Genomic DNA, 12,511 nt, shown 5'->3' with positions numbered 1-12,511 from the left:
ATATTTAGTATAACGAGATTTTTTTGTGAAATGAACAAAAAACCCCGAATAGGGTCACTTTTTAAAGTGTCCACTATTCGGGGTTCAGTTCATAAAGGTGAATACTTGGTCTTTTTCGTTTATTTAGTTGCGCTCATTTACTTATTCGAATTGTACAACACTACCACATGGTCAGTATTCTAATTAGTTTTGTTTACATTTTTGGAGCTTCCATTCCAAAGTTAGTCCATTCCTCTTTTGATGGGCCATAGATACCTGGAACGGTTAATCCTGTTTGTCGCATAAGTACCGTCATCTGCCCTCGGTGGTGACTTTGATGTTGAAGTAAAAACGTTAATAGGGACCCTATAGGTATTTGTTTACCCAAAAAGGAAACTTGCTCCTCTAATGTACTATCATTCCATTGAGTTTTTATCGCTTTCACAAACGCTTCATTAGCCTGCTTATAATTGACTGCGATAGTCTGAGCTGAATCCGGAACAGGCCAATCCTCTGCTTGTGCTTCAAAACTTAAGTTTGTATTAGAAGCAATAATATATATGGATGCGACCGTATGCCAAGCAATGCGCCCTAAAGTCCAATTCTGTGATGTAATTTCCTGTTTAAGTGACTCATCCGTTAGATTATTAAGTAGTCTTTGTGTAGTTTCAGCTTCGTACTCCCAAGATTGAAAAAAGTGCTGTAAAGTACAGAACATAACATCCCCTCCATTGTTTTATAATTAACATTTTCTCTATTTTTTGTTCTTTTCCTCCCTAAGTTAATTAAATACTTAAACACCTAATATTCATCTGATTGCTAAACAACTAATTACCTGCCAAAAAACCTATAACCATAAAATGACTAGCCCTACGAGTATTGCTTTGCTGGTCATTATTGTTTTAAAGAAAAATCAAACCAAAACCAAAAAAGGTCATATCTCCGTGTATTACACTCTCCTAGCTACGTCAGTCATTCTGGCTATCTGATCAATTGTAAAAAATTATTCGTAACCATCTTGTTCATAAACGGCAGTATCTTCATCGCCATTAGCATATTTATTATTTACATTTTTACAACTATGTCCTACGACTTCACACTATTTGTGCATATAATACAATCCGGGGTAGCAAATTATGCAAATACGACCTCACGCGTTGCATGCTACCCTTTCATTTTTAGTCAAAATAAAAAGCCGTCTCCTCAGGAGAAACGACTTAAAGCCTTAATCACACGATGAATCACCATAACTAGAAGTATTATCCAACAATCATATTTAGCTGTATTTTATAATGAAACGATTGCACCTGTTGACATTAAATCAGTTGAATTAGTATTAGCGCTATAAGAATGGCTTATTGATTAGTTACCATGATGTCGTGATTCATTTTGCAAAACATTGATAATCCCCACTATAATGACCAATCCCATAATTAATAAAAATAGCTCCATCCCCCCCCCCCTCATCTTTTAGATATCCATTTAATTTTAGCGTCTAATTTTTATTGAATCGTCCTATTTCCATCTTTAAAAGCAAGTATAGTTCGTCTAGCAGTAGTGGACAACCCTATCTTTTCAAAGCGAAATTTAGAGCGTTCGCTCTTTACTCATCTCGGTCAGTAATTAATTTTAATACCTAATATGTACGTTTTGCCCTCCCCTCCTTCTCAATGATGAATAAAATAAATAGAAAGGGGGGTGTTTTTATGGGATACTCATATGGAGGAAATTGTAATAACTACTGCGGAGGAGGAAACGATGGCTATCGTGGGGGTTCATCTTTCGCTCTAATCGTTGTTCTATTCATTCTTCTAATTATTATCGGCGCTACTTTTATCAAAAAAGATTGCTAATACTTCCCATTTACAAGTAGAAATATAAAGGTTTAACCTCTATTACCATAATGAATTAATGGATGTCGCTAAACCCTTCAGCATTTCAAACATACTCCCCATATTATCTTGTCCTAACTATCACCGCTTTGCATAGTAATTCCTCTTTGTTCTATTGGATTGGGTCACTTTGGATAGGAAGTGATCCATTTCCTCAAATCCTCCAGTAAAAAATGGTTGGAATACCCACTTTTCTACTAATAAAACGATAAAAACAATGACTGATTGTAATATTCTAATCAGCTTTTCAACTGCAAAGTTCCTCTTAATTGCAGTAAATCTTTAGGGTGTAAATTACATTGCTTATTATGTAAAATGAGAGATTTAAGATGGGATGCTAATCTTTTAATATTCTTGCTCTTTTAATATATTTTTTGTCCTGTAAATCACCACAATCCGCAGATTGTGGCATTTAATACTTCCATTCTCTTAGTCATTTATTGACTATTTAGCAATTATTTTCTTTGTTTTTATTTTCTTCATTTGAATTTTTAACTTGCTCTTCCGTTTGCTCATTATCTCTGCGGAAATCTAAATCATCAGGACTTAAATCTGCCCCATACTCTTCTCGGTCTAATTCTGTTTTCTTTCGCTTCTCTCTTGTCAAATTAATCACCTCCATTAAATAATTTGCCCATGTTAACTTAAACTATACTTAAAAAATAGAAGCTGCACTCAAAGCAGAAAATCTAAAACCATTTATTAATTCATACATATTGTTATTATGTGGAGAGTCCTCTTATTAGCTCTTCACCTAAAGGTAGATAGTGTGACTCCTTGAGGATCAACGTCACAGGTAAATACCCTGGAAGCGAGTGAAGCTAATTACCTGACGCCCCAAGGAAAGTATGCTGGCGTAACGGAAATCAACCACTAGTTTCGGTGATGATCCTTCTTATTGCTAAATACAGCTACAATTTCAAAATTACTACACTGGCCAGCTCCAAAATATGTTATTGCGCTAAAAATTCTACTCATATTAACTTGACCAACTATGTCTATGCTATGATATAATTCCATTACTGACAAACCGTAAAATGACAGTTTTAAGGCTGTAGCATATGATGATGCTACAGCCTTTTAAATGTTGCTGTGGATTTCATTTATTTCCCTGTTTTTTATTATTGTCTTTTTGTACTTCAAGAAGTTCAGAAATGGTTAGAAATTTATAGCCTTGCTTTTCAAGTTCTGGAAGTATTTTTTCCAAGGCTTTTAAGGTTTGCTGACGATTTCCTCCTCCGTCATGGAAAAGGACTACACTCCCTTCCCTAACACCTTTTAAAACGGTATTTACAATTTTATAAACACCAGGACTTTTCCAATCCATTGTGTCAAGGTGCCAAGACCACATTACTACTTTATAGCCTTCTTTGACAATTGCATCTATCATCGCATCCGTATACTGACCTTCAACAGGTCGGAATAAAGTTGGTGAAAACCCCGTAATACCATAAATAGTTTCATGTGTTCGTTTTATTTCTTTCATTAAATTCGGAACATTTGTTCTTAGCGGATGTGTATAGGTATGAATAGCTAACTCATGACCCTCTTCATACATTCTTAAAACCAACTCATGGTTCTTATCAGCATGTTCGCCAACGACGAAAAACGTCGCTTTAGCATTGTATTTCTCTAATAAATCTAAGATCTCTGGTGTGTATTTTTTATGAGGCCCATCATCAAACGTTAATGCAACTATCTTCTCATCCGTTTTTATTTCCCATAAAATTTGTCCTGCTTCTTCATAATACCGCCTTCCTTTGTCCGCGAATGAACGCTCGTTTACAAAAAATATTGTGAAAACCAATACACATAAAGGTAGTAATAAAAGTAAGTACTTTTTCAAATTTCCACTTCCCAGATATAAAGTATTTACTCTTTATTATTTGTTGGCTAATCAAAAAAATACTTTTAAATAAGAGACATTTTTTCTGTAAAAAACCTTATTATGCATGGGTAGTAGTACAAAACTCATGAAAACTTATGTGTATAAATAAATAACATCAACCTAAAATAAAGTAATTGTATACAAACATAACTCCAAACTAGACGAACAGTAAAACAAAACTTTAATGCTTTATCTCGAATACTTTACCTTGTCAAAGCAAAATAAATTACATAAAGCCAACTTAAACATCCGTGAATTATTGCCCAAATTATTGAATGATTCACACTCCATGAAATCGTGATTGCTAATACCGCTCCAAAACCTATTCCATTTTTCACTACTGTTTTATTTCTTTCCAAGTTAATCTCCCCATTCTTCAAATTATTCATTAATGAAATACACCTGTTATAACTGTTATGTTTTACAATGTCGTCTTATTTATGGTGCATAAATATAGATACAGCTTTCAAATGCTTGCTTTAATTTTACACTTACATATGTTGGTGATCTTTTGTAGACATCAACTGCTAAAATTGCTAACTTCTATTTCATTTAAGACCTCACACCAATTATTACCTTCATACAACATTGAGTATGTTTACTTCATATGGTCATCGCTTTACAACCTGACCTGTTCATTTTCTAAATACTCGTCCGCCAATGATATTAACCTGCGTTAACGTTCCATTTATTCTCTTTTCCGATAACTACTGCATATAATGCTAGCAAAACCATTTTGCTTTTTATCGCAGTAAGGAGGAGAAGAGCATGAAAGAGGAGAAAAATAAATTAAATAAATCATCTGAATTACCAACGAATTATTCTTCCAAAATAAAAAATATCGGTGAATCCATTTTTGCACTAGGCGACGACTTACTTGAACTTGCTTTAGAGCTTGCCACTGATGCATTTGAAAATGTAAACAGTAAAAGTTCTCAAAGCACGAATGAACAATTTGATAATGCTGAAAGCCTACAAAAACAAATAGATCAATTAATTTCCGAATTAAAAGGAATTAAAAACATTTTGAAATGAGTAATTACAAATGGATTTTTAATTGTCAGTGAATCACCAACAGATCGCCAAGGACGTCCGTATCCATAAAGTTAAAGTGAGCCTTAAATATAAGCCTCAGCTTCCACAAACGCTGCGGCTTTTCTTTTACATTGTACTGGTTCATCACCCTTTTCTAAAAAAAGAAACACACATATTTTATAGTATCTAGAACATTTTAGAAAAGTGGTGAAATGATGAACAGACGTAGGAGAAGAGGTTTTTGTTATCCTGGTTATAGGTATTGTGGTCCAGGTTGCTCTGGTCCTGGTCAACCAATTAATCCAGTGGACAATTGTTGTAGGCTACATGACGAATGCTATGCAAAATACGGTAGATCCAAGTATTGTGATGAAATGTTTCAAAAATGTTTGTTACCGAAAATGAACCCTTCCAGCAAAATGGGGAGAGATGCTAAACTGTTTTACAATGTTATTAAATGGCGTAATAACTTCTTTTAAACTATATCAGGCTTGTTAATTTAGGAATAATTGTATGGTTTTTATCGCGATTCCTCAGCTTTTCCATTATAGCGGAGGGCTACTCGAGGTGCTCCTGTCGCAGAGCAAAGCTTCCCGCGGGAATGCGAGTAGCCCGTAGCGGAAATCACTTTTCCTATTATTAGGAAAGGATACAATTAGTTAATCAACACACCTAAAACTATATGATGCTAAATAATATGTTGGTTATTCTTCATCTTGCACCGTACAGGCACCTAACGTCACCTTGAACATATAATGTACGAAAAAGGAGTGACAAAATGCCCTGGCAACATAAAGTTAGTTATTTAATTGGTCAGCCTGTTGGGATAGCTTTGTCAAACGGTCAAGGTACTTCTGGAGTTTTGTGCGGTATATCTGGTGGAAAGCTTCTTGTGGTTGAGTACTTATATCAAAGTCAATTTGCCCTGAAACAGTATGACTTTCACATGATCCATGATGTGAATGGGTTCCCACCTTGCCATAGCCAACAACCTCTATCCTAATAAAACATCCTCCAAGGGTGTTTTTTTCTTTATATTAGATATTGCTCAAATAGGTTATCATTCACAGTATTCTTGCAACATGACTCTTTTTTCTATAGTTTCATCAACTGTCTAACCAAATAGACGTACATCCCATCAACATTACTATTCGAAAAAACAATTACAAAAAATACATATTTTGATTCATCACTATAACTAGTGGTCGATTTTCGCACTTGCTGGGCGCTTTCCGTTAGGCGTCCAGCCTCCTCTACAATCAAAACACATTTAAAGTCGATACGTGCTTTAATCAAATGTCATCCTCGACTTATGATATTGTATATAAAAAAGGAACTCCAATGTGACTAGAAGTTCCTTTTCTTATTCAATCAAAGCCTCTGTTTGCAGATGAAATTAGCACTGAAACATTAAATTTTCTGTATCATCTCTACTCTATTTCCAAATGGATCTCTAAATTCAATACGTTCAAAGTTTGGAATCGGAACCGAATCCAATATCTCTATACTCTTTCGCTCTAAAATTCTTTTCCAACAGGATATATCTCCTACTTCGTAAGCAATATGTGCTTTGGTTTTTAACCTATCACAGTCATCTTCTGTTCCTATATGAACTTCTCTATTACCTACTTGCAGCCAAAAACCACCTCGCCCCTTAAGTGATTCCGGTTTTTCAATTTCTGGAAGACCTAAAACATTGCAATAGAAGTTTTTCCCTTCCTCTTCCGCACCCTTTGGAATTGTTATTTGAACATGATGCAAACCTATAATCATAAAATCACTCCTTAAATTTGGATCATCACCATAACTTGGGGTTGATTTCCGTTCCGTCTGGGTGCTTTCAGGAGGCGTCCAGCCTCCACTACAATCAACATGCATTTTAAAAACAATAAGTACTTTAATCAAATGTCATCCCCGACTTTTGGTGATAGACCTCAAAATTCATTTTTCATCTAAAATATGTTTATTTTTAAATTCTACTATTTTTTTATCAAAATTAACGTTAATGTTCTCTTACTTTGCCTCTCACAGCTATTTATACATAATAAAAGTCACACTCGATTGAATGTGACTTTCTATATTTTAACTTTTGGGATTATACCAGTGCATCACATATTTCACTGTTTTTCCATAACTCTAAGCCGTTCAATTATCTACCTTGATTTTCATAATAGGTTTCATCTGCAGATTTACGGTCAGTTCCTTTTAAATAGGCTAAAATCAGTTGTGGACGTTTTAGTAAAGCCCAATCACCATGCTGATCAAATCTTCTACACGAAGTGATCATGCCATTTTTGATTAAACCGTATTTTTTACCGTTTCTCTTACCCCATTCTTTCAGGCGTTTTGCAAAATCTGCGTCCTCTGCCATGAGCATATTTTCATTAAATCCTTTAATTTCCATAAAGTCTTTTTTATAGCACCAAAAAATCCCTACAGAAATAAATCCGTATTTAAAAAGCAGTGGAACTATCAGCAATAATGTAGAAACTAGTATACCTAGTGACATTCTTTCAAATTGCCCGTTCACACCGCCACCAATGTATTTATTCGAAGCAAGTTGCTTTTCCACAGTGGAAAGAAAGTGCTCTGTCATTTGAGTATCTGCATCTATTGTTATAATGATTTCGCCTCTCGCAATCTCTGCTCCTGCATTTCTAATTTTAGATAGATTTTTATCATTATTGTTTAATGTAACGCAATTGTATGATTGTGCAATTTCTTCCGTCCTGTCCGTACAACGATTTAGTACAACAATGACTTCGACTTGATTTTTAAAGGGTTCTGAAGCCTTTCGAATTGACTCTAAGCATTTTCCAATATAATTTTCTTCATTATGAGCAGGTATTATAACGGAGAATTTCACATGCTCATTATGGGCATCCCTTAAAAAATGATATCCTTCTGTCATACAACTTTAGCTCCTTTCTGGAATAGAAAAGAACGTCAATATGTACGTTCTTTTGCTTCTTTATCGCCTAGATTCAAAGCTCATCTGATACATATGTGCTGGTTATGTAGCTTGTAATAGCCCTTATATTATAATATGGAGTTGTTGCACTTATCATTACTTTTTCTCCCATAATTGTTAACTTTTAATGACATTCACTGTAAATATTCGTGGTTCACTAAGTACTTATCATCACCACTAACTAGACTTTTACATGGGATAGCAATAAAAAACTACACATCGAAAGCTATCCGCCTTATTTTTAACTCTCAAAAGCAAGTAGTTCTTTAGTGAAATGTCCTCATTTGTTTTATTAATGAACATTCTCTAGGCTGTAGCATCTACAAATGCTGTAGCTTTTTCTTTGTTCCATTAATCACTTATCGAAGGTTTCGTTAACAATTCTGCAATATTGAAGAATCTTCATAAGAAGGATACGATCACTCTTTGCAATGTCATCATTCAATTACGCGCTAATCTTTAACACCCAAAGGTTCAATGGCTTTTTAAAAATTTATAGTAATGCTGTTTTGTTCATAAGGCGAAAGTCTATTTCACCATTTCTTTAATATTTCATTTATCATATGAATCTATTGTATTTTGGGTTTTTATACAAAGATATTTTTTTTAGGAAAATATAGGTTTTTAGATCATTTACTGGACAAATTGCCAATCACAATTCATTTACAAAACATAGATTATTGAAGTAAGGCTAGCGCTGGCTTTAGATTAAATATTTGGAAGGGAAGTTGGAAATGGGAGATAAAAAATATTTAAGACATATGAATTGGGATTATGATAAATGTACTGAAGCCTATAAATGCAGTATCGCTGATGAAAAATGGAATAACAATGACGATGAATACTATCCAATCGAAATATGCTTCCATAAAGTAGAGAAATGCCATCGCGAAGAGCACAAACCTTGCTGTCATAAAAAGGATAAGTGTGACCATAAAGAAGAAAATAACTGCCATGGTTGCATTTGTAAGCAATTAATGAAACTCGAAGCTGGTACTTTAATCGATGCATTCTTATCGAGTGGTGGCGTATTCACTGCGCTTAGTTTTTTAAAATTTGATCCGAAAAACTGTTGTGCTTTCTTTCTTGAAGCAGGAGCAGCTAATAGTCCACTTATCATAGATTGTAGAAAGATTGACGCTATCCGAAGAAATCCTTGCTAACTTTAAATGGGTCTCTTCTTATTAGTCGAGACCCTTTTTTTACAAAATATGCTCCGGCACTCCCTTTAAGATATATAGTCTAGTGAAACCAAGTTGGCACTTCATTCCTATTTCCTTTGATTGTACCTGCATTTTCTATCCTAAGAATACAAAAAGTATGACTATACATACATCCTTCTAACAATTTATTAGCTCTTGGTACTCTCCGAATCAATAAATAGATTTTAAATTTCTGTTCATCGGCAAACTATGTGCTTTATGTAGAATAACCGCTACTATAAGTAAGCACATGGAACGCGTTCGCCTGTAGTGAAATTCACTGTCAAACGCAAATTTTAGTGTAGAGCCTGAACTTTAAGAAAAATATAAAAAAACCAATTTTTTAACCTAATTTTAACCTTGATAGTTTATATTTTCGACTAAGGAGTTTTTAATGATTCCTTAAACATTTATTATCAGGAGGGTTTATGATGAAAAAGCTTTTAATCGGTAGCACATTAGCAGTTGGTCTATTATTTGCAGGGGCAGGACAATCATCTGCAGCTATAATTGGAATGGGAAGCGTTGATCTTAGTTCAATGGATATTGAAACAGCATTACAGATGGTTCAACAAGAAAGAGTAAATTTATTAGAAAGTCAATTACAAGGACAACTAGCAGAAGTTCAAAAGAAAAATGAACAAATAGCAATTATGAATGAAGAACTAAGCAAATTAAATGCACAGAAACTACTATTAGAAATAGATAAAGAAGCTACAGCTGATGAAGTAAAGAAAAACGAACTAGAAATGCAAATTGGAAAAATATCAGACGAAATTGTTACTTTAAAAAATCAAATCGATTCATTAAGCAACTCACAACAAATGGAGATGCTTCGTCTTCAAAGCTTGAGCAATAAACGTAATGAAGCATTTGATATTATGACAAATTTCATTAATAAAATGCAGGACAGCCGTTCATCAATTATCAATAATATGCGTTAATATTAATGGCTATAGTTTTGCTATAGCCTCTTTATCATGTCGTTTTTACTGAATTCCCCTCATATTGTTTAGTAATCAATTAACTAATATAAATTGTTCATTCTCTTATTATAAAAGTCGTTCTTTTAATTCAAAGATTCTTTAACATTTCTTGTAATTAATGCTAATGTAAAAATACGCATTATTTTATTACCCAAATGAAATGTATAATGTGTCTTGTTTGATTCCTAATGAATCGATTGTATATGTTATGTTATTTAATTGAAATTGCCGTAATTGTACTGTATTCACTTCCGCCTCAAATAAATCTAACACAGACGCTTCCATTTGAAGCACTTCAAACGTTGCGGGGTTAGTATATTTTGGTACAGATATCGTGTAAATCATTTCACCTAATACATCTGTACCACCACCACTATTTAACAGTTGGAATACTTAGAAATACATAAGAAAAGCCCCCCAACGAAAGGGGTCTCGAAAGAAATATTATTTAACTAAACCAATTAATCGATTAGTTATTTCTTCTGAGATGGAATAAATAGTGTATGTATCATTAACATTCATTAAGGTACTTTTTTGTCCTTTTTCCCCTACCCATTGATGATATCCCTGCTTATTTCCGTCTGTATAAATGACTTTTATATCAAATTTAGGTTCAGCCATATTCGCTATACCTTCTCTCTTAACCGCGTTTGAGATAGCATTCTTGAATATATCGAGAGTTTCTTTATCTTTATATACTGTAAAAAAATCAGAATTCACTTTACCGAAACCACTTGATTTAGAGATACTGAACTTTGATATATTTACATCTGAATGTCCATTATTATCATTTGATTGGCAACCAAAAAGAATAACAGACATAAAAGACAATGATACAACAAAAAAAATAATTTTTTTCATATATCCACCCCTCAAATTCCATTATTTTACTATCGACCTTGGACTAAGCAAACCCTTTTTAAGTTACATACTATTACTTTTTTATAAAAAAACCAAAAACTGTACGAAAACAGCCTTAATAAAAAATAGCAACTGAGCGGATTCAGTTGCTATTTTTTATACGTATTAAATGTCGAAATGTTTGCTAAAAACAATGCGAATTCAAGTGTGATTTGTTGTTTTATTCCCATCAACTGAACCCGTTACCATTTGGAGAAGTCTTATTTTTTCCTTAACACTGTATCCCCAAGAGGGATTCCAACAACAACAACCAAAACCGTTAGCAATACCAGGGCTTGCAAAATAAAATACGCAACTTGATCGAACATCGTATCTCTCCTTCTTTAATTAATAATTATCACCTTATATTCTGTAATTATTCACCCCTTATTAAAAAGTCAAAGAAAACTTAAAAAGCTCAAAATCATTTGTGCTTTTTATAATATAGTTTATTTCATTACAACGTATGTATAGAGTCGTCACTTTTTAAATTTTGTGATCTTCAACAATAGGGAACGATTGTTGAATAAGTTTCGTTGTTCTACTTAAACTAAAGAATATTCTTCTTCAATAAGAGATTATTTTTCACATATCCCTAAGCCTATTAAAACGCCAAAAAACCCTACTTTTAATTGAAAGCAGAGTTTTTTCTTTCTATTTAATTACACGCTTTTAAACTAAACAATTTTTTCCCTTTACAGGATAACCGTCAACTTTTCTATTGTTAAGTAAAAAATTCGCTGATTATTTACTATGATAGAAAAAACGGATGTCATACTAGGGTCCCCGGATGTTCATTCCACCTTTTATTTACAGCTACATTTAAGCTGCTTTACAAATTAGGTCTTCTATTGTATTTAATATAACGTAGCGGTCAACTGCAGCACAATAACATGCAATTAATTCATAAGCATCAGAAAGAGAAATTTCATATGTTTTATCATTTTTTAAATCCATAATAAAATACGATGCCGTTTCTCCTTTAATTCCATCTAAAAGACGATAACCATAAAAATCAAAAAGTACTCTTGCTCCATTTTCTGCTTTAGACAAATAATCATTAAATGTGATCAGTTTAGTCATCTAAATAACTCCTTTTTAAATAAAATTTTCTAATTTTATACTTGGAAATATTATTACCACAGTCTTAGTTGGATATTCATTTGATGTTGTTTATTGCATTCATACGATTATGTACTTCTTGCTCTACTGAGGTTTTTAGTGCTTGATTCGCATATCGTAGCGATTATGGGTATCGATGTGTTTTAGATGAAATTAATAGAAGAAAAAATAACGACTTCTACCTAATATCTGCCCTACTAGCTATATTGGACAAAACAAAAAAACTACTACTAGAAAAAACGCATAAAAAATCCAAGGTATTCTACAAAGATAAGTGAATACTTTTGGATTTTTTCTAATTTAGATTGTTGATTTTTAGCTAAATGTTTACTTATAATACACTGTCCATTGAGGACCGTTTAGAAGACAATGTACGTAACCCATTGTCAGGCTATGAATAGTTAAGCATTCTATAGCAGGAATTTTATATTCCCATTATAAATGAATCAATTTCATAATTCATCTTTTTTAAAAGCTTAGACTGCTCCTAATTTAAAACTTACGTTTTTAAAATTTAGGTTGCTTGCTTTTGATCT

The 12,511-nt window shown here is 33.2% G+C and carries 14 protein-coding genes; 6 read left to right on the top strand and 8 right to left on the bottom strand.

Annotated features, from left to right (window positions below; translation table 11 throughout):
* Nucleotides 1-193: 193 nt before the first annotated feature.
* Nucleotides 194-697: a DinB family protein gene (locus tag ACIQZG_RS23855; protein WP_402758558.1), complete on the bottom strand. Its 504-nt coding sequence runs from the start codon at nt 695-697 to the stop codon at nt 194-196.
* Nucleotides 698-1,685: 988 nt separating this feature from the next.
* Here ACIQZG_RS23855 and ACIQZG_RS23850 point away from each other — a divergent pair.
* A complete protein-coding gene (locus tag ACIQZG_RS23850; protein WP_402758556.1) occupies nt 1,686-1,832 on the top strand; it encodes a YjcZ family sporulation protein in 147 nt (48 codons plus the stop codon).
* A 487-nt stretch (nt 1,833-2,319) separates the two neighbouring features.
* Here the strand turns inward: ACIQZG_RS23850 and ACIQZG_RS23845 are convergent, their stop codons facing one another.
* Both ACIQZG_RS23845 and ACIQZG_RS23840 read right to left on the bottom strand, forming a co-directional pair.
* Entirely contained in the window at nt 2,320-2,478 is a 159-nt protein-coding gene (locus ACIQZG_RS23845) for a hypothetical protein (RefSeq protein ID WP_402758555.1), read from the bottom strand.
* A gap of 492 nt (nt 2,479-2,970) precedes the next feature.
* Nucleotides 2,971-3,717 (bottom strand): polysaccharide deacetylase family protein, encoded by a 747-nt coding sequence (locus ACIQZG_RS23840; RefSeq protein WP_402758553.1) that lies wholly within the window; start codon nt 3,715-3,717, stop codon nt 2,971-2,973.
* Nucleotides 3,718-4,527: 810 nt separating this feature from the next.
* On the opposite strand from ACIQZG_RS23840, the gene ACIQZG_RS23835 reads away from it, so the two are divergent.
* From ACIQZG_RS23835 to ACIQZG_RS23825, 3 genes are all read left to right on the top strand, one after another.
* A complete protein-coding gene (locus ACIQZG_RS23835; RefSeq protein WP_402758552.1) occupies nt 4,528-4,794 on the top strand; it encodes a translation initiation factor 2 in 267 nt (88 codons plus the stop codon).
* A 212-nt stretch (nt 4,795-5,006) separates the two neighbouring features.
* Nucleotides 5,007-5,273 (top strand): Parvovirus coat protein VP1-like protein, encoded by a 267-nt coding sequence (locus ACIQZG_RS23830; protein WP_402758550.1) that lies wholly within the window; start codon nt 5,007-5,009, stop codon nt 5,271-5,273.
* A 299-nt stretch (nt 5,274-5,572) separates the two neighbouring features.
* Nucleotides 5,573-5,797: a hypothetical protein gene (locus ACIQZG_RS23825; RefSeq protein ID WP_402758548.1), complete on the top strand. Its 225-nt coding sequence runs from the start codon at nt 5,573-5,575 to the stop codon at nt 5,795-5,797.
* 407 nt (nt 5,798-6,204) lie between these two features.
* On the opposite strand, the gene ACIQZG_RS23820 is transcribed toward ACIQZG_RS23825, so the two are convergent.
* Nucleotides 6,205-6,567, bottom strand: coding sequence for a VOC family protein (locus ACIQZG_RS23820; RefSeq protein WP_402758560.1), 363 nt, complete (start codon nt 6,565-6,567; stop codon nt 6,205-6,207).
* A 376-nt stretch (nt 6,568-6,943) separates the two neighbouring features.
* The gene (locus ACIQZG_RS23815) at nt 6,944-7,705 is read right to left on the bottom strand and encodes a glycosyltransferase (protein WP_402758546.1); all 762 of its coding nucleotides are present in this window, start codon (nt 7,703-7,705) and stop codon (nt 6,944-6,946) included.
* Between the two features lie 794 nt (nt 7,706-8,499).
* Between ACIQZG_RS23815 and ACIQZG_RS23810 the strand changes: the two genes are divergently transcribed.
* Both ACIQZG_RS23810 and ACIQZG_RS23805 read left to right on the top strand, forming a co-directional pair.
* Nucleotides 8,500-8,928, top strand: coding sequence for a hypothetical protein (locus ACIQZG_RS23810; protein WP_402758545.1), 429 nt, complete (start codon nt 8,500-8,502; stop codon nt 8,926-8,928).
* Nucleotides 8,929-9,398: 470 nt separating this feature from the next.
* Nucleotides 9,399-9,911 carry a hypothetical protein gene (locus ACIQZG_RS23805; RefSeq protein WP_402758543.1) on the top strand — a complete coding sequence of 171 codons (513 nt, stop codon included), beginning with the start codon at nt 9,399-9,401 and terminating at the stop codon, nt 9,909-9,911.
* Nucleotides 9,912-10,100: 189 nt separating this feature from the next.
* Here ACIQZG_RS23805 and ACIQZG_RS23800 read toward each other — a convergent pair whose 3' ends face one another.
* The 3 genes from ACIQZG_RS23800 to ACIQZG_RS23790 all read right to left on the bottom strand — a co-directional run bounded on the left by ACIQZG_RS23800 (nt 10,101) and on the right by ACIQZG_RS23790 (nt 11,936).
* The gene (locus tag ACIQZG_RS23800; protein WP_402758541.1) at nt 10,101-10,298 is read right to left on the bottom strand and encodes a hypothetical protein; all 198 of its coding nucleotides are present in this window, start codon (nt 10,296-10,298) and stop codon (nt 10,101-10,103) included.
* 99 nt (nt 10,299-10,397) lie between these two features.
* Complete coding sequence (locus ACIQZG_RS23795; RefSeq protein WP_402758539.1) at nt 10,398-10,814, bottom strand: YhfM domain-containing protein; 417 nt, start codon at nt 10,812-10,814, stop codon at nt 10,398-10,400.
* 861 nt (nt 10,815-11,675) lie between these two features.
* A complete protein-coding gene (locus ACIQZG_RS23790) occupies nt 11,676-11,936 on the bottom strand; it encodes a hypothetical protein (RefSeq protein WP_402758537.1) in 261 nt (86 codons plus the stop codon).
* Nucleotides 11,937-12,511 lie beyond the last annotated feature (575 nt).

The organism is Lysinibacillus sp. NPDC096418 (genome assembly GCF_044762775.1).
Taxonomy (GTDB): domain Bacteria; phylum Bacillota; class Bacilli; order Bacillales_A; family Planococcaceae; genus Lysinibacillus.
This window is presented reverse-complemented; position numbering and strand designations above follow the sequence as displayed.